The organism is uncultured Aquabacterium sp. (assembly GCF_947366995.1).
In the GTDB taxonomy this organism is placed as follows: domain Bacteria; phylum Pseudomonadota; class Gammaproteobacteria; order Burkholderiales; family Burkholderiaceae_C; genus Aquabacterium.
The window spans coordinates 80,255-97,597 of the sequence record NZ_CANBCC010000001.1 but is presented as its reverse complement, the minus strand read 5'-3'; the positions used below and the strand labels follow the sequence as shown (position 1 = coordinate 97,597).

At 67.5% G+C, this 17,343-nt stretch carries 16 protein-coding genes; 6 read left to right on the top strand and 10 right to left on the bottom strand.

Annotated features, from left to right (window positions below; all coding sequences use genetic code 11):
• Positions 1-11: 11 nt before the first annotated feature.
• The 5 genes from Q0Z44_RS00470 to Q0Z44_RS00450 form a co-directional block, all read right to left on the bottom strand.
• Positions 12-479 (bottom strand): PaaI family thioesterase, encoded by a 468-nt coding sequence (locus Q0Z44_RS00470; protein ID WP_298008494.1) that lies wholly within the window; start codon positions 477-479, stop codon positions 12-14.
• A gap of 3 nt (positions 480-482) precedes the next feature.
• Positions 483-1,283, bottom strand: a complete 801-nt coding sequence (locus Q0Z44_RS00465) for an SDR family oxidoreductase (RefSeq protein ID WP_298008491.1) — start codon at positions 1,281-1,283, stop codon at positions 483-485.
• A 14-nt stretch (positions 1,284-1,297) separates the two neighbouring features.
• The gene (locus Q0Z44_RS00460; protein ID WP_109035503.1) at positions 1,298-1,579 is read right to left on the bottom strand and encodes a Dabb family protein; all 282 of its coding nucleotides are present in this window, start codon (positions 1,577-1,579) and stop codon (positions 1,298-1,300) included.
• A 58-nt stretch (positions 1,580-1,637) separates the two neighbouring features.
• Positions 1,638-3,512 (bottom strand): acyl-CoA dehydrogenase, encoded by a 1,875-nt coding sequence (locus tag Q0Z44_RS00455; protein ID WP_298008487.1) that lies wholly within the window; start codon positions 3,510-3,512, stop codon positions 1,638-1,640.
• A gap of 91 nt (positions 3,513-3,603) precedes the next feature.
• Positions 3,604-5,700, bottom strand: a complete 2,097-nt coding sequence (locus Q0Z44_RS00450; protein WP_298008484.1) for a 3-hydroxyacyl-CoA dehydrogenase NAD-binding domain-containing protein — start codon at positions 5,698-5,700, stop codon at positions 3,604-3,606.
• A gap of 307 nt (positions 5,701-6,007) precedes the next feature.
• Between Q0Z44_RS00450 and Q0Z44_RS00445 the strand changes: the two genes are divergently transcribed.
• The 6 genes from Q0Z44_RS00445 (at position 6,008) to Q0Z44_RS00420 (ending at position 12,414) form a co-directional block, all read left to right on the top strand.
• Positions 6,008-6,445, top strand: a complete 438-nt coding sequence (locus Q0Z44_RS00445) for a cytochrome c (protein WP_298008482.1) — start codon at positions 6,008-6,010, stop codon at positions 6,443-6,445.
• 16 nt (positions 6,446-6,461) lie between these two features.
• Complete coding sequence (locus Q0Z44_RS00440; protein WP_298008479.1) at positions 6,462-7,898, top strand: cbb3-type cytochrome c oxidase subunit I; 1,437 nt, start codon at positions 6,462-6,464, stop codon at positions 7,896-7,898.
• Positions 7,899-7,956: 58 nt separating this feature from the next.
• A complete protein-coding gene (locus Q0Z44_RS00435) occupies positions 7,957-8,733 on the top strand; it encodes a CbbQ/NirQ/NorQ/GpvN family protein (RefSeq protein ID WP_298008845.1) in 777 nt (258 codons plus the stop codon).
• Positions 8,711-9,685: a 4Fe-4S binding protein gene (locus Q0Z44_RS00430; RefSeq protein ID WP_298008476.1), complete on the top strand. Its 975-nt coding sequence runs from the start codon at positions 8,711-8,713 to the stop codon at positions 9,683-9,685. Before Q0Z44_RS00435 ends, Q0Z44_RS00430 begins: the two co-directional genes overlap by 23 nt.
• Positions 9,685-11,562 (top strand): VWA domain-containing protein, encoded by a 1,878-nt coding sequence (locus Q0Z44_RS00425; protein WP_298008474.1) that lies wholly within the window; start codon positions 9,685-9,687, stop codon positions 11,560-11,562. The genes Q0Z44_RS00430 and Q0Z44_RS00425 overlap by 1 nt, the downstream gene beginning before the upstream one ends.
• 153 nt (positions 11,563-11,715) lie before the next feature.
• Complete coding sequence (locus Q0Z44_RS00420; protein ID WP_298008470.1) at positions 11,716-12,414, top strand: Crp/Fnr family transcriptional regulator; 699 nt, start codon at positions 11,716-11,718, stop codon at positions 12,412-12,414.
• Between the two features lie 40 nt (positions 12,415-12,454).
• On the opposite strand, the gene Q0Z44_RS00415 is transcribed toward Q0Z44_RS00420, so the two are convergent.
• Genes Q0Z44_RS00415 through Q0Z44_RS00395 form a run of 5 tightly spaced genes read right to left on the bottom strand, consistent with a single transcriptional unit; the run spans position 12,455 to position 17,343 of the window.
• Positions 12,455-14,056: a cytochrome D1 domain-containing protein gene (locus tag Q0Z44_RS00415; protein WP_298008467.1), complete on the bottom strand. Its 1,602-nt coding sequence runs from the start codon at positions 14,054-14,056 to the stop codon at positions 12,455-12,457.
• The gene (gene nirJ, locus Q0Z44_RS00410) at positions 14,041-15,288 is read right to left on the bottom strand and encodes a heme d1 biosynthesis radical SAM protein NirJ (protein ID WP_298008464.1); all 1,248 of its coding nucleotides are present in this window, start codon (positions 15,286-15,288) and stop codon (positions 14,041-14,043) included. Before nirJ ends, Q0Z44_RS00415 begins: the two co-directional genes overlap by 16 nt.
• Positions 15,289-15,301: 13 nt before the next feature.
• Positions 15,302-15,781: an Lrp/AsnC family transcriptional regulator gene (locus Q0Z44_RS00405; RefSeq protein WP_298008461.1), complete on the bottom strand. Its 480-nt coding sequence runs from the start codon at positions 15,779-15,781 to the stop codon at positions 15,302-15,304.
• Positions 15,771-16,325, bottom strand: coding sequence for an AsnC family transcriptional regulator (locus Q0Z44_RS00400; RefSeq protein ID WP_298008458.1), 555 nt, complete (start codon positions 16,323-16,325; stop codon positions 15,771-15,773). The genes Q0Z44_RS00405 and Q0Z44_RS00400 overlap by 11 nt, the downstream gene beginning before the upstream one ends.
• A complete protein-coding gene (locus Q0Z44_RS00395; protein WP_298008456.1) occupies positions 16,309-17,343 on the bottom strand; it encodes an Lrp/AsnC family transcriptional regulator in 1,035 nt (344 codons plus the stop codon). The genes Q0Z44_RS00400 and Q0Z44_RS00395 overlap by 17 nt, the downstream gene beginning before the upstream one ends.

Sequence of the window (17,343 nt, the reverse complement as noted above, 5' to 3'; positions counted from 1 at the left end):
CACAGCGGGGTTCAGTCGGACCCGTCCCCTTGCAGGGGAACGCGCGACAGGGCCTGCGTGGCACGGCCAGACACCGGCAGCGCGCGCAGGAACTTGAAGGTGCCCGTGGCATGGGCGCAGATCTGCCCCGCCTCGTCGAGCACACGGCCTTCGCAAAAGGCCATCTTGGCCGTGGCATGCATCACCGTGCCCACGGCACGCAGCGTGCCCTGGCCGGGTCGCATGAAGCTGGTCTTCATCTCGATGGTGACGATGCCGGGGCCACCATCGGGGGCGTCCTTGTTGCGGCTGCGCGCAGCATGCGCCATGGCCACGTCGAGCATCATCATCAACAGCCCGCCGTGGGCCACCTTGAACGAGTTGGTGTGCACGTCCGGGTCGAGCGTCAGGCTCAACTCGGCCTCGCCATCGGCAAAGCGCTCCAGGCGCAGTCCCAGGTGCTCGACCAGCGGGATGTGAACGGGAAAGGGAATGGACATGGATCAGGCACCGATGATGGCGCTCACCCCGCCGTCGACCGCGAGGATCTGGCCGGTGATGTGCTTGCCTGCATCCGAGGCCAGCAGCACGGTGGCGCCCTTGAGGTCTTCGTCGTCACCGACACGGCGCAGCGGCGCGCCTTCGGCGATCTTGTCTTCACCCACCGCCCCCAGGAAGCCGGCGGTCATCTTGCTCGGGAAGAAGCCCGGCGCCAGCGCGTTGACGCGGATGCCGTGCCGGCCCCACTCGCCCGCCAGCGCCCGCGTGAAGTTCACCACCGCGCCCTTGCTGCTGTTGTAGGCAATGGTCTGCATGAAGGCTGGGTTGCCCCCCAGCCCGGCGATGGACGCCACGTTGATGATGCGCCCCTGCTGGCGCGGGATCATGCTGCGCTGGGCCACCGCCTGCGACAGCAGGAAGTAGCCGCGCACATTGAGGTTCATCACCTTGTCCCAGGCCTCGAGCGGGTGGCTTTCGGCGGGCGCGCCCCAGGTGGCACCGGCGTTGTTCACGAGGATGTCGATCTGGCCCAGGCGGGCCATGGCCTCGTCGGCCAGGCGGGCGATGTCCTCGGGCTGACCGGCATCGGCCGCCACCCACTGCGCATCGATGCCCGCCTGCTGGAGCGCGGCCACCGCCTCTTCCAGGTCGGCCGCCTTGCGCGAGCTGACCAGCACGCGGGCGCCGGCCTCGCCCAGCGCAAACGCCATCTGCAGGCCCAGCCCACGCGAGCCGCCGGTGATCAGGGCGGTTCGCCCGCGAAGGTCAAACAGTTGCTGAACGGTGCGGGGCGTGTGGCTCATGGATGTGTGAGGGGTCAGACGAAGTAATCGATCACCTGCCGGCCAGAGGCCATCTCGCGGATCTGCGCGACGACGCCCTGGTGATGCGGGTGCGGCTGGTAGGCGGCCAGGGCCGCCTGGTCGGTGAAGGTGGACACCAGCACCACGTCGGCGTTGGCTTCCAGGCCTTCGGTACGGATGCCAACATCGAACTCGTGCATGCCGGGCACCAGGTCCTTGCAGCTGTCGAGCAGGGCCTTGACCTTGGGCGCGTCGGCCGGGTTCTTGAGGGTGAACATCACGATGTGGCGAAGCATGGTCTGTCTTTCTGGAACAGGGAAACAATCGGTGAAACGCCGCCCCCTGCCCCGGGCATCAGAACCAGTCGGCCTCGGCGCGGGCGCAGGTCAGGTCACGGCGTGCCACCACCCCCAGCCACGCGTCGATCTTGGGCAACTCGTAGGCGTAGAAGTAGTCGGCGGTGGCGAGCTTACCCTTGAGGAAGCCGGTACCGAGTGGGCCCTTGTCCCATTCCCCTGCGGCCTGCGCCGTCTTGGCGGCCAGCGCCAGCTCCAGCCAGATCCACGCCATCACGGTGTGGCCGAACGCCTGCAGGTAGGGCGTGGCGTTGGCCAGGGCCTCTTCCGGCACGCCGGTGGCCCAGGCCGCCTTCGTGGCCGCGCCCACCTTCTGCAGCGCGCCGGCCAGCGCATTCGCGTGCTCGGCCAGCCCGTCGACCTGACCGGCGCGGGTCACCGTGTCGCTGATGCGCGCGGCCAGCACAGCCAGCGCCTTGCCGCCGTTCATCACCACCTTGCGGCCCAGCAGGTCCAGCCCCTGGATGCCGTGCGTGCCTTCGTGGATCATGTTCAGGCGGTTGTCGCGCCAGTACTGCTCGACCGGGAAGTCGCGCGTGTAGCCGTAGCCGCCCAGGATCTGGATGGCCTGGCTGTTGGCCTCCTGGGCCCACTCGCTCGGCCAGCTCTTGGCAATCGGCGTCAGCAGCTCGAGCAGCAGGCGGGCGTTGTCTCGCTCATCGGGTGAGCCGGTGTACTCGTCGTCCACCAGCTGCGCGCACAGCAGGCCCAGCGCCAGACCACCTTCGGCCACGGCCTTCTGCATCATCAGCATGCGCTTGACGTCGGTGTGCTCAATGATGGGGATCTGCGGGGCGCTGTGGTCCTTGCCACCGGCGCCCATGGCACGGCCCTGCGGGCGTTGCTTGGCGTACTCCAGCGAGGCCTCGTAGCCGGCATAGCCCAGCATGGTCGCGCCCAGGCCCACGCTGATGCGCGCCTCGTTCATCAGCGTGAACATGCACTTCAGGCCCTCGCCTTCCTTGCCGATCAGGTAGCCCACGGCCCCGGCATGCCCGTTGACCGGGAACTTGCCTTCGCCAAAGTTCAGCAGCGTGTTCACCGTGCCGCGGTAGCCGCACTTGTGGTTGAGGCCGGCCAGCGCCACGTCGTTGCGCTGGCCCGTGATCGTGCCGTCGGCCTTGACCAGCTTGCGGGGCACGATGAACAGCGAAATGCCCTTCACGCCAGGAATCAGCTTGCCATCGGGCCCCGGGATCTTGGCCAGCACCAGGTGAACGATGTTCTCGCCCATCTCGTGCTCGCCGCCCGAGATCCACATCTTGTTGCCCGTCAGGCGGTAGCGCGGGCCCAGCTCATCCTGCTGCCATGCCACGCCGCTGCCATCGCCCTGCACATCGGGCACGGCCCGCGTGACGATGTCGGACAGGCTGGAGCCAGCCTGCGGCTCGCTCAGGCACATGGTGCCGAAGGTGCGGCCTTCCAGACCGCCTTTGGCGAACACCTCGATCTGCTTTGGCGTGCCGTGCGCCAGGATGGTGTTGGCGTTGCCGCGCGTGAGCATCGGGTAGGCCGCCAGGCCCACGCTGCACTTGTAGAAGAAGCTCATCGATGCGATTTCGACCACCGTGGGCAGTTGCATGCCGCCCACCTCGGCGTCCTTGCTGGCGGCCATCAGACCCGCATCGGCAAAGGCCTGCAGCGCCACCGGTGTTTCCTTGGGCAGGGTCACCGTGGTGCCGTCGAACTCGGGCTCGTGCACGTCGATCAGGCGGTTGATCGGCGCAAACTGCTCGGTGGCGATCTGCTCGCTCAGGTCCAGCACGGCCGTGAAGGTCTCGCGGTTGTGCTCGGCGTGGCGTTCGCGGGCGCACAGGCCATCGGCCTTGAGCCAGTCATACAGCAGGAAGTCGACGGTGGCGCGGTGGGTCATGCTTTCTCCAGAATGAGCGCAGCCCGTCCGCTGCCTTCAAGCAGCGGATCAGGCCGGGGCACCTTCCAGCGCCCCGTGGATCACGGAACGATCAGTTGAAGGTCTTGCCTTCGGCGGCCAGTTTCGCCAGCAGCGGCGCTGGCGTCCAGAAAGCCGGGTCGCCGTGCGGGTTGCCGGCAAAGCCCTTCATCAGCTCGACCACCTTGGGCAGGCCCAGCAGGTCGGCGTACAGCATCGGGCCGCCCCAGGTCAGCGGGAAGCCGTAACCGGTCAGGTAGACCATGTCGATGTCCGAAGCCTTGGAGGCGATGCCTTCTTCCAGGATGGCGGCCCCCTCGTTGACCAGGGCCAGCACCAGGCGTTGCACGATCTCGTCGTCGCTGATGGCGCGCGGCGTCAGGCCCTTGTCGGCACGCACCTTGTCGATGCAGGCCTGCACCTCGGCCGAGGGCACGGGTTCGCGCTTGCCGGCTTCGTAGTCGTACCAGCCCTTGCCGACCTTCTGGCCGAAGCGGCCGAGTTCGCACACGGCGTCGCCCACCGGGCTGTAGATCACGTCGGGCTGCTCGATCTTGCGGCGCTTGCGGATGGCAAAACCGATGTCGTTGCCGGCCAGATCGCCCACGCGGAACGGGCCCATGGCGAAGCCAAAGGCTTCGGCGGCCTTGTCGACCTGCTGCACGGTGGCGCCCTCTTCCACCAGGAAGAAGCTCTGGCGCACGTACTGCTCGAACATGCGGTTGCCGATGAAGCCATCGCACACGCCCGACACCACGGCCACCTTCTTGATCTTCTTGGCCACCTGCATCACCGTGGCCATCACGTCCTTGGCGGTGTGCTTGCTGCGCACCACTTCCAGCAGGCGCATCACGTTGGCGGGGCTGAAGAAGTGCAGGCCCACGACGTCGGCCGGGCGCTTCGTCACCTCGGCGATCTTGTCCACGTCCAGCGTCGAGGTGTTCGAGGCCAGGATGGCGCCGGGCTTCATCACGGCATCCAGCTTGGTGAACACCTGCGACTTCACGCCGAAGTCTTCGAACACGGCTTCGATCACCATGTCGGCCTGGGCGATGTCGTCGTAGCTCAGCGTGGTGGTCAGCAGGCTCATGCGCTGCTCGTACTTGTCTTGCGCGAGCTTGCCCTTGGCCACCTGGGCTTCGTAGTTCTTGCGGATGGTGCCCACACCACGGTCGATGGCTTCCTGCTTCATCTCCAGCAGCGTCACGGGGATGCCGGCGTTCAGGAAGCACATCGTGATGCCGCCGCCCATCGTGCCGGCACCGATCACGGCCACTTTCTCGATCTTGCGGGCCGGCGTGCTCTCGGGCACATCGGGGATCTTGCTGGCAGCGCGCTCACCGAAGAAGGCGTGCTGCATGGCCTTGGCCTGCGGGCCGACCATGATCTCCTTGAAGATGTCCAGTTCCTTCTGGATGCCGACGTCGATGTCCGGCGTGTTCGCGGCGATCTCGATCGCGTCGACGCAGCGCTGCGGCGAGATCAGGCCGCGGCGGGCCTTGGCCATGTCTGCGCGGGCCTTGTTGAACAGCTCGGGATCGCTGACGGGCGACACGGGCAGGTGGCGCACCAGCGGCATCGGGCGCACGTCGGCCACTTCCTTGGCAAAGGCCACGGCGCCGGCCACGAGGTCGCCCTCGATCAGCTTGGCGATCAGTTGCTGGCCGGGCACCTTGGCGAGCTTGTCGCTCGGCACCGAAGCGCCGGTGGTGACCATCTGCAGCGTCTGCTCGACGGGCAGCACGCGCGGCAGGCGCTGGGTGCCACCGCCGCCGGGGATCAGGCCGATGTTCACTTCCGGCAAGGCCACCTGCACGCCAGGCGCCATCACGCGGTAGTGGCAGCCCAGGGCCAGCTCCAGCCCGCCGCCCATGACGACGCCATGGATGGCAGCGACGACGGGCTTGCTGCTCTTCTCGATGGTCTCGATGGTGAGGTGCAGGCCGGGCGCCGCAAAGGCAGCCGGGGTGTTGAATTCGCGGATGTCTGCGCCACCGCAGAACACCTTGCCACCGCCGGTGATGACGATGGCCTTGACCGAGGCGTCGGCATTGGCCTGGTTCACGCCGTCGACGATGCCGGCACGGGTGCTGTGGCCGAGGCCGTTGACGGGGGGGTTGGTCAGCGTGATGACGGCCACGCCGTCGGTGACTTGGTAGGAAGCGCTCATGTCGGTGTCGGGGCGTTCAATGAAGACACACGGACCCCGACAGTCACCCTGCGCACAGGGATGGCCGGCGGCGCCCGCTCAGCTGAATTCAATTCTGACAAGAAGTCTTGTACGAATTGAGGAAGATTCTGACACAGGCCTGGCGGGCCTGCATCCCTTGCCCGCAGCGTGTTGGTGAAAACACCTAGCCGGGCCCGCCAAGCATAGCGCCGTCGCACCTTCTCCGTTTTCTTGAACCGCTTCAAGGAAATGCGCAAGCACTCTCTCTAGTCTGCTCGACATTGCTTGACAGAGGAAGGAGATCGGCATGAGCCAGGGACAACGGGGGGGCTTCACGAAGCAAGCCGCCCGCAACATCTTTTACGGCGGCGCAGCGTTCTTCGCGCTGCTGTTCGCCACGCTCGTGTTCGACACCGAGCAGCACATTCCGAAACGCTCGAACGTCCAGAACATCACGCCCGCCGTCGTGCGCGGCAAGCAGATCTGGGAGACGCGCAACTGCATCGGCTGCCACACGCTGCTGGGCGAAGGCGCCTACTTCGCGCCCGAGCTGGGCAACGTCTACAAGCGCCGGGGCCCTGACTTCATCAAGACCTGGATGCAGATTCAGCCCACCGGGGCGCCGGGGCGCCGGCAGATGCCGCAGTTCCACCTCAACGATGGCCAGCTCAACGACCTGGTCGAGTTCCTGAAGTGGACCGGCGAGATCAACACCGAGCAATGGCCTCCCAACATCGAAGGCTGACGCGGCGGAGCACACCATGACTGCAAAACTACCCTACCGTTCTCAGGCGGTTGCCAAGCCGTACTTCATCGCTGCCCTGCTGCTCTTCGTCGGCCAGATCCTGTTTGGTCTGGTGATGGGGCTGCAGTACATCGTCGGCGATTTCCTGTTCCCGGCCATCCCGTTCAACGTCGCGCGGATGGTGCACACCAACCTGCTGATCGTCTGGCTGCTCTTCGGCTTCATGGGATCGGCCTACTACCTCGTGCCCGAGGAAGCCGAAACCGAGCTGTACAGCCCCAAGCTGGCGCTTGTGCTGTTCTGGGTCTTCCTGGTGGCCGGCGCGCTGACCATCGTGGGCTACCTCACGGTCCCCTACGCCAAGCTCGCCGAACTCACCGGCAATGAACTGCTGCAGACCATGGGACGCGAGTTCCTGGAACAACCGCTGCCGACCAAGCTGGGCATCGTGGCCGTGGCGCTGGGCTTTCTGTTCAACATCACCATGACGCTGCTCAAGGGCCGCAAGACCAGCATCTCGCTGGTGCTGCATCTCGGCCTGTGGGGCCTAGCTCTGCTGTTCCTGTTCGCCTTCGTCAACCCGCACAACCTGGTGCGCGACAAGATGTACTGGTGGTTCGTGGTGCACCTGTGGGTGGAAGGCGTGTGGGAGCTGATCCTGGGCGCGCTGCTGGCCTTCGTGCTGATCAAGACCACCGGCGTCGACCGCGAGGTGATCGACAAGTGGCTGTACGTGATCATCGCCTTTGCGCTGATGACGGGCATCCTGGGCACGGGCCACCACTTCTACTTCATCGGTCTGCCCGGCTACTGGCACTGGATCGGCAGCGTGTTCAGCGCGCTCGAACCCATCCCGTTCTTCATGATGACCGTGTTCGCCTTCAACATGGTGCAGCGCCGGCGTCGTGACCACCCGAACCAGGCCGCCGTGCTGTGGGCGGTGGGCACCTCGGTGATGGGCTTCCTGGGCGCCGGCCTCTGGGGCTTCATCCACACGCTGTCTTCGGTGAACTACTACACCCACGGCACCCAGATCACGGCGGCCCACGGCCACCTCGCCTTCTACGGTGCCTATGTGCTGGTGGTGATCGCGATGATCAGCTACGCCATGCCCATCTTGCGCGGCCGCATCGCCAACAGCCGCAAGGCGCAAAGCGTCGAGATGTGGTCGTTCTGGCTGATGACGATCAGCATGGGTGTGATGGTGTTGGCCCTGACCGGCGCCGGCATCCTGCAGGTGTGGCTGCAGCGCGTGGCCGACAACCCGACGCCGTTCATGGCCACGCAGACCCAGTTGAACCTCTTCTACTGGATCCGGCTGTGGGGCGGCGTGGGCTTCCTGGCCGGTCTGGTGACCTACCTGTGCAGCTTCTTCATCGGCGGCGCCGTCGAGCAGGAAGTGACCACGGGTGCCGGTGGCAACGCCCGCGCGGTGCCGGCCCAACGTGCCTGAGAAAGGGCAGATTATGGACAGGCTCGATCCCCAGGCCTTGGTCAACCCGCAGGGCGCCATGCCGGCCTATGTGCCGCAGGGCGAGGAATGCGCGCTGTTCGAGCACGCCTGGCGGGCCAGCCTGCCGCTGCTGATCAAGGGCCCGACGGGCTGCGGCAAGACGCGGTTCGTCGAGCACATGGCGGCTCGGCTGGGCCGGCCGCTCATCACGGTGTCGTGCCACGACGACCTGGCGGCCGCCGACCTGGTGGGCCGCCACCTGATTGCTGGCGGCGATGCCGTCTGGCAGGACGGGCCGCTGGCCCGCGCCGTGCGCACGGGCGCCATCTGCTACCTCGACGAGGTGGTGGAAGCCCGAAAGGACACCACCGTGGTGATCCACCCGCTCACCGACGACCGACGCATCCTGCCGATCGAGCGCACCGGCGAGCAGCTGGTGGCCCCACCCGAGTTCATGCTGGTGGTGTCGTACAACCCCGGCTACCAGAACCTGCTGAAGGCCCTCAAGCCCAGCACACGCCAGCGCTTCGTCGCGATCGGTTTCGACTATCCGGCGGCGCCGGTGGAGCAGGCCATCGTGGCGTCCGAGGCCGGCGTGGGAACAGCCCGGGCCGAGGCCCTGGTGGCACTCGGCGCGGCCCTGCGCCGACTGACGGAGCACGATCTGGAAGAAAAGGCCAGCACACGCCTGCTGGTCATGGCCGGCCGCCTGATGGCCTCCGGCATGGGCGAGGAGGCAGCCTGTCGTGCTGCCATCGTCGAAGCCATGACCGACGACCCCGACATCGTCTCGGCGCTGATGGAGATCGTCCATGGGGTGTTCGGCAGGCACTGATCTGCAGCCGCGACGGCGGCGCTGGCAGGCGGGGTTCTTTGCCCTCTTCGTGCTGGCGCCGGTGCTCGACCTGCTGCGCTTCGATGTGACGCAGGCGCAGTTGTGGGTGCTGGGCCAGCCCTGGTCGCTCGGCATCGAGGCCCTGATGCAGGGCCGGCTCACCCCCACAGAAGCGGCCCTGAGCCTGGTGCTCAAGGGCCTGCTGCCGCTGCTCGTGCTGGTGGTGGGCTTTCTGCTGGTGGCGCGCCGTTATGGCCGGCTTTACTGTGGCTGGCTGTGCCCCCACTTCTCCATCGTCGAAGGGCTGAACGCGGTCATGCACCGCGCCATCGGCAAGTTCAGCCTGTGGGATAGCCACACCACCCCGCGGCAGGATGCAAGCGGCCGCGTGCTGCCACCTGATCGCCGCTGGTGGCCTGTCTTCTACGGGCTCAGCCTGGCGCTGGCCTTTGTCTGGGCCATCACGCTGCTGAGCTACCTGCTGCCACCCCAGCGCATCTGGTCGCATCTGGCGCGCGGCCAGCTCTCACCGGGCGAGGCGCGCTTTCTGGCAATCGGCACGCTGGTCTTCACACTGGAGTTCGTGCTGGCGCGCCATCTGTTCTGCCGCTTCGGCTGCGCCGTGGGCCTGTTCCAGAGCCTGGTGTGGATGGCCAACCCGAAAGGCATGGTGGTCGGCTTCATGCGCGAGCGGGCGCGCGAATGCCGCACCTGCGACGTGCCGATCGGATCGGCCTGCGACCGCCATTGCCCGATGCGCCTGCACCCGCGGGACATCAAGCGCCGCATGTTCTCGTGCGTGCAATGCGGGCAGTGCCTGAGCGCATGCGACCGATCGCAAGGCGCTCAGCAACGCAGCCCGCTGCTGACGTGGACGGTGGATGAAGCGGCGCTGCGCGAAACGCTGCGTGCGCGCAGGCAGGCCGGCGCACCGGCCGACCGGGAGGACTGATGGAAGAATGGGTAGGCCAATGGTGGCACCGGGCCGTCGTGCAGCTGGCCGACCGTCGGCATCCGCAGGCCGCGGTCCGGCTGGATGAGGTGCGGGCGCAGCTGGGCGTGGTGTTCCGCGCACTCGGCGCGCCGCCGGCCTGGCGGCTCGCGACCGCCGCCCCGCGCCGCCACGGTGGACCGCGCGGCTGGCTGCAACGTTTGGCCGGCAGTGGCGACCGCGCCGCGCTGCCCACGCTGGATGCCGAGACCCTGGCGCTGCCATCGGAGGTGGCCGTGTTCGCGGACACGGCCTTGAACCGCGCGCTCTATCTGTGGCTGGCCGCACAGGCCGCGGAGTGCCTGTCCCTGTGCCGCCATGAGCCCTCGTTGGCACAAGACTGGATCGGTCTGAACCGCACGGCCACCGCGCGCGTGCTGGCCGCCCTGCCCGGCTGGCGTGATCGCCACCAGCGCCTGCTCACCGCCATCCTGGCGCAACGACCTGACCCGTTCAGCTTGCGTGGCCGCGCGGCCGAAGCAGAGCGCCTGGTGCAGCGCGCGCTCGGCTCACCCGACTGGCCGGCCAGCCTTGTGCCCTCCCGCCTGCCCGTGCAGGCCAACGAGGTGCTGCCTGTGCCGATCTGGATCGATGCTGCCTGCCTGCAGGCGACCGCAGCGGCCACGCCGGTCGCGGCGCGGGAAGCACGCACCTCGTCGGACCGACCGCTCGCGCCCGATGGCGAGGACCGCGACGACACACGGCGCCGAGCCCGCCAGATGGCCGTTCAGCCCGACCGGCACGGCCTGATGATGTTCTTCCGCACGGAGTCGCTGCTGTCGTGGTCGGAGTTCGTGCGTGTAAGCCGGCAGACGGAAGACGAGCCCACGCCGGACGCCGCACAGGTGGCCAATGACATGGAATCCCTGACGGTGGACAGCGGCGGCAGCACGCTGGCCTCGCGTGTGCGGTTCGACCTCGACCTGCCCAGCGCCGCCTCGGACGACATCGTGCTGGCCGCCGACCTGCGCCTGCCCGAATGGGACTACCGCCGCGGGGTGCTGGAGGCGGACCGCTGTGCGGTGCAGTTGCTGCAGCCCCGACATGCCGAAACCTGGTCGCCCCCGGCCCAACTGAAGGCGCTCGCCTCGCGCATGGGGCGGCGGCTCGAGACGCTGACTGCACGACCGGCGTGGCAGGGTGGCCATGAAAGCGGCGAGCACCTCGACCTGGATGCCTGGGTGCGTTGGCGCACCGATGCCCCTGGCGACGAACCACGCATCCACCTGCGCCGCCACCGCCGCGATCGGAGCCTGTCGGTCTTGCTGATGGCTGACCTGTCGCAATCGACGGATGCATGGGTGGGCAACGACGCCCGCGTGATCGACGTGACCCGCGACGCGTTGTACGTGTTCGGCCAGGCCATGCACCGACTGGGCGACCCGTTCGAGGTGCTGGGATTCAGTTCCGTCAAGCGCCACCATGTGCGCATCCACCAGCTGAAGGCCTTTGGCGAGACGTGGTGCCCCGCCGTCCAGAACCGCATCGGCGCCATCCGCCCCGGCTACTACACCCGCATGGGCGCCGCCATCCGCCATGCCACGCGGCAGCTGGCTGCACGGGGCGAAACCCACCGACTGCTGTTGTTGCTCACCGACGGCAAACCCAACGACCTCGATCACTACGAGGGCCGCTTCGGGCTGGAAGACACGCGACAAGCCGTGCGTGAAGCCCGCGCGCAAGGGCTGCTGCCTTTCTGCATCACCATCGATCGACAGGCGCCCGCCTACCTGCCCCACCTGTTCGGGGCACAGGGTCATGCGGTGATCCACCGACCGACCGAGCTTGTGACACGGTTGACACAGCTGGTGGGCCAACTGATGGCCCGCACGGCCTGAATCAGACACACCTACTCCGATCGAACTACACCCTTCGGCAGAGGGCTCCAACCCTCGCCATCGTTCCAAAGTGTGCATTTGTGGCAGCGCAAAACCACGTCATGCAAGGGTCACAAGAATCCGCAGCAAACCACACAACGAACGCTGCCGCCCATGCGAGCCCCCACACCCGACATTGCGGATTGCCTGGCCGCCCTGCCGCTCTTTCACGAGATGCACACCGCCGAGCTGGGCCGGCTCGCCGCATCTTCGCTGATCCGTCCCATCGACCGAGGTGACGTGATCTTCCGCGTGGGCGACCCGTGCGAAGGCTTTCACGTGGTGCTCGACGGACAGGTCAAGCTGTTCGCGCTGTCACACGCCGGACAGGAAAAAGTGATCGAACTGGTGCGGCCCGGCCAGACCTTTGCCGAATCGCTGATGTTCACTGGCAACCCTTACATGGTGCATGCCCAGGCGCTGTGTGACGGGGCCATCCTCACCGTGCGCAAGCAGGCGGTGCTCGACGAGATCGCGCACGATGGCCGCTTTGCGTTGCGCATGCTGGCCGGCATCGCGCGCCGCATGGACGGGCTGGTGCAGGACGTCGAGGCCTCGGCACTGCACTCGGGCATCCAGCGCGTGGTGAGCTACCTGTTGCGTGAGCAGGCCGAGCACGGCCAGCCCACCGGGCGCGCACCCCGCGTGTCGCTGCCCGTGAGCAAGGCCACCATCGCCTCCTTGCTGTCGCTCACGCCGGAGTACTTCTCGCGCGTGCTGCGCGAGCTCGAAGAGCGCGGCTACATCGCCATGGACCGGCGCGACATCCGCATCCTCGATCCGCAAGCCCTGGCTGCATACCAGATGCAGTGAAGCGCACCGGCGCCCAGCGCGGCGCCGGCACATGCCAGCGTCAGTGCGACGTGCCTTCGGTGCGTGTGGTCTTGTTGAACACGTTGTACTTGCCCACCGGCTTGCTCATGGGCAGGCGCTTGAGCTCCTTCAACGTCACCGCGTCGTACACGATCAGTGCACCGTCCTGCTCCCACAGGCTCGCCAGCACCTTGCTGCCATCGCGCGTGAACTCCACATGGGCCAGCGTGCGACCGGGCGGCACCTGAATCTGCGCCTTGGGCTCCAGCGTCTGCTTGTCGATCACCGTCAGGATGTGACGCGATGCCGGCGACAACATCGAGTCGGCCCACATGTAGGGCGACTGCGGATGGCTGCGCAGGAAGAAGCCCGGGCCCGGCAGCGGGATCTGCCGCATCACCGTCCAGGCCTTCATGTCGATGACGCTGATGACGGGTTGTTCGAGGCTGGGCGTGGCGAGCACGGCACGCCCCTGATGCTGCAAGGCAATGCCCGATCCGAGGTGCGGCATGCCGCCCAGTGGCAACGTGGCGACCCGAGAGCGGGCGTCGAGGTTGATGACCTGAGCGGCCGCCCCGCTGGCCGCGCTGCCTGTCGTGCGGTCCGTGCCGAGCACATGGCGGTAGCCGGGATCGAAGAAGAAGTCGTCCAGCGGCTGGCTCAGCGGCGTGCGCCGGGGCGTCAGGAAACCCGGCTTGGCGATGGCCTCCCCCATGCGGTAGTCGTGCACCAGCCCGTCATGCACCGGCTCGGCCTTCGTGTCATACGAGACCTCCCACAGCTCGGGCAGGTCTTTCATTGCCACGATGAAGCTGCGGCGGGGCGCGGCGTCGTACACCGCCGACACCCGTGAGGTCACGCGTCCGTCAAGCGAGGCCGTAGGCAGCGTCTTGACCAGATTGAGGTCGGCATCGAACAGCACCACGGTGCGCGGCAGGTGGTTGCCCGCCATCACCCAGCGGCCGTCACCCGAGACCGCCACGTTCCGCATGTTGAGCCCGGCCCGCACCTCGGCCACCACACGCAGGTTGTAGAGGTCGTACTTCGTGACCCAGCCGTCGCGTGACCCGAAGTACACGAAGCGTCCGTCGGGCGAGAACTTGGGGCCGCCATGCAGCGCATACCGCGATGCGAAGCGGTGAATGACCTCCAGCCGATCGCCGTCCACGAGCGAGACATGGTGGTCTCCGCCCTCCACCACGACGAACAGGTTGAGCGGGTCACCCGGCCAGCGCGGTGTGGGCTGGTCCGGTCGCTCGGCCTTCGACACCACGCGCGAGGCGCGGATGTCGGCCTCGTCCCACGCGGGCATGACATCCGGCGCGGTGTACAGCCACTGCGTCACGCCACGGATCTCGGCCTCGCTCAGCACACGGGCAAACGCCGGCATCTGCGTGGCAACACGGCCGTGGGTGACCACGCGCGTGGCCTCGGCCTGCTTGAGGCGATCCAGGCTGGCGGGCAGCAGGGCCGGGCCCATGCCGCCGGTGCGGGCCTCGCCATGGCAGCTGGCGCAGTGCTGTTGGTAGAGCGCCCCGGGGCCGACGGGCTGTGGCAAGGCCGACTCGGCAGCGGGCACCTCACAGGCGCCGCCAGCAAGGCATGCCACCAGAACCGCGCGCGCAATCAATTCGCTTCGCATGATTTCGCCTCCATCATGACGGTCGCCCGCTTTGCCGAGGTGAACGGCCGAAGCGGCACGCGCTCCGTCTGCCAGCCCACGTCTTCATCGAGCAGATGGCACCCCGGGTCTTCGGCCCACCAGTTGCCGGTGAGCTGGTGTGCGCGCACGCGGGTGTTGCCACCACAGATGTCGAGATGGCGGCAGGCGCCGCAGCGGCCTTGCACGGGGCGCGGCTGCCGCTTGAGCCCGGCCATCAGCGGGTCGCTCAGATCCGTCCAGATCGACGAGAACGGCCGCTTGCGCACATCGCCCAGATCGTGATGCCACCACATGGTGTCGGGGTGAACCTGGCCCAGGTTGTCGATGTTGGCCACGTGCAGGCCCGAGGCATTGCCGCCCCAGGCCACCAGGCGCTCACGCAAGGTCGCCGCCCATCGGGGCCATCGGGCCGCCACCCAGTTCAGCAGGAAAGGACCATCGGCATCGTTGTTGCCGGTCACGTACTCTTCGTCTCGCCCCGCCTCGACGGCCGACCAGGCCGCCTCGAACAGCCGCGTCACAGCCTGGCGCGTGGCCGAGAAGTGCGCATCGTCACCCCGGTGGATGTTGCCGCGCCCGGCGTAGTTCAGGTGCGAGAAGTAGAACTTCTCGATGCCCTCGTCCCGCATCAGCGCAAGCAGGGCGGGAAAGTCGTGCGCGTTCTGCGCCGTCATCGTGTAGCGCAGGCCCAGCTTCACGTCGCGATCACGCAGCCACCGCAGCGCCTGCAGCGAGGCCGCAAACGCCCCCTCCTGTCGCCGGAACCGGTCGTGCGTGGCAGCCAGGCCATCGAGGCTGATGCCCACATAGTCGAACCCGGCCTGCGCGATGCGATCGGCCACGGCCTCGTCGATGCGCGTGCCATTGGTCGACAGACCCATGCGCAGGCCGCGCGCACGCGCGTGCGCCGCGATCTCGAACAGATCCGGTCGCAGCAGTGGCTCACCGCCCGAGAGGATGAGAAAGGGCACGTGGAAGGCCCGCAGATCGTCCATCACCGTCGCTATCTCGTCGGTGCTCAGTTCACCGGGATATGCGTGGTCGGCCGACAGCGCGTAACAATGGCGACACGTCAGGTTGCACCGGCGGGTCAGGTTCCAGATCACCACCGGGCCTGGCGGCGTGCCCGACCCACGTCGTGCGGGCACCGGGTAGCGACCCTCGCGCTCGGCCTCGTGAACCTCGCGAAGATACTGGGATATGCGGAACATGCTCAGCTCCTGATCATGGGCGCGCCAGGCGCAGTCCGGTCTTCTTGAGAATGGCCGTGCTGTAGAGGATGTCCGCCCCGCTGCAGGCCTCGCCCAGCAGGGCGCGGATGCGGGCCGCCTCGCGCTCCACTTCCGCTTGGGCCTGCCCGTGCACCATCGCAAACAGGTTGTAGGGCCAGTCGGGCAAGGCACGCGGGCGGCGGTAGCAATGCGACACCGAGGGCAGCGCGCCCACCTTGGCGCCCAGTTCGTCCACCCGGTCGTCGGCCACATTCCACACCGTCATGCCATTGGCGGTGTAGCCCAGGCGCATGTGGTCCGGCACCGCCCCGATGCGGCGGATCAGTCCCTGATCCAGCATGGTCCTGAGCCGGGCGGTCACCCAGTCGGCGCTGACGCCCAACTCGGCTGCCACCGCCTCGTAAGGACGCGGAACCAGCGGCAGACCGCCCTGCGTGGAGGCAATGAGGCGGCGGTCCAGCTCATCCAACATGGTGATCCCCCTGATGGGCTGAGGCGTGCTGCCGGGCCCACGCTGCGAGCGCGCTGAGCCGCAACTCGATGAAATACTCGCGCTCCTTCGGGAAGCGGTGCACCTGCAGGCCGGTGGCCGACTCAATGCGTGCGCAGGTCGCCTCGACCTCGTCAGGCGAACTGGCCGCCACCACGAACCACATGTTGAGCCGGTGCGTGCGCCGGTAGTTGTGCGCCACCTCACGCTGGGCATTCACGACCTCGGTCACGCGCTCGAAATCCGGCTCGGGCACGGCCATGGCCGCCAGCAGAAACTGCCCGCCCGCGCGCTCGATCTGGAACAGCGGCCCAAAGCGCGTCAGCATCCGCGCATCGAGCAGGCGCTGCAGTCGGGTCAGCACGTCCTCCTCCGACAGGCCGAGGTCGGCTGCCACATCGGCGTATGGCCGCTCGCTCAAAGGAAAGCCGCCATGCAGCCGGTCCATCAACTGGGCATCGACCTGATCCAGGAGCCCCTGTCTCACCGCCTTGGCGGACGACACCACGTCAGAGCGTGCATGCATGTGCGGCCTCCTCGCTGCGCTGCGCCTGTGCCGGTGCGCTGAAGTAGCGCCCCCCGGTCTGCTTGAAGCGACGACCGCTGAACAGCGTCTCGCGCGGCCAGGCATCCGCCCCTGCCGCAGACAGCGCCTCATCGATCCGCTGCTGCACATCGCGTCGGTGTGCACCATGCACCATCACATACAGGTTGTAGGGCCAGCCCTCGGCGCGCTGCCGCTGGTAGCACAGCGTGACGCCCGGCTCGCGGGCCAGGCGCGCGCCCGCCGCATCCACGGCATCCTCCGGCACATCAAGCACGGTCATCGCATTGGCCGCGATGCCCACGTCGTGATGCCGCACGATCACCCCCAGGCGGCGCAACGTGCCGCGCGTCAGCCACTGGCCCAGCGTGGTCAGAACCTGGCTCACCGGCTGATCCAGTTCAGCAGCCCAGGCATCAAAGGGGCGGCTCACCAGTGGAATACCGCCCTCCAGCAAGGCGGCCAGCGGCCTGTCCTCTGGCAACACACGGCGCGCCGCCCGGCTGCTGCCCAGGCTTTCCGCCGTTCTGGCAGCGACTGGGCCCCGCATGTCGAACCCCAGGTCGATGGCGTACGAGCGCACCATGGGCAGGCGCAAGGCCTGGTAGCCCGCTTGCCGCTCGATGGCATCGACCTCGCGGTGAATGGCATCACGCCCTCCCCCCGTGATCACGAACCACAGGTTGAAGGTGTGCTCGCGCTCGTAGTTGTGGTTCACCCCCGGCACCCCGTTGATCACGCGGGCCACGCGCGCCACATCGTCAGGAGGCACTGCCATCGCGCACAGCATGGCCGCGCCCCCTGCCCCGTTGCCCCAGACACCGCCAAGGCGGCCGATGGCACCAGTGGCCTGCAGCCGGGTCAGCGTCTCCAGCACGACGACTTCCGACACACCGGCCATCCGGGCCATCTCGGCGAAGGGCTGCTCGCACAGCGGAAAGCCGCGCTGCCAGTCGTTGAGCAAGGTCTGCTCGAGCAGCGGAAACTCGTTCAAGTTCAT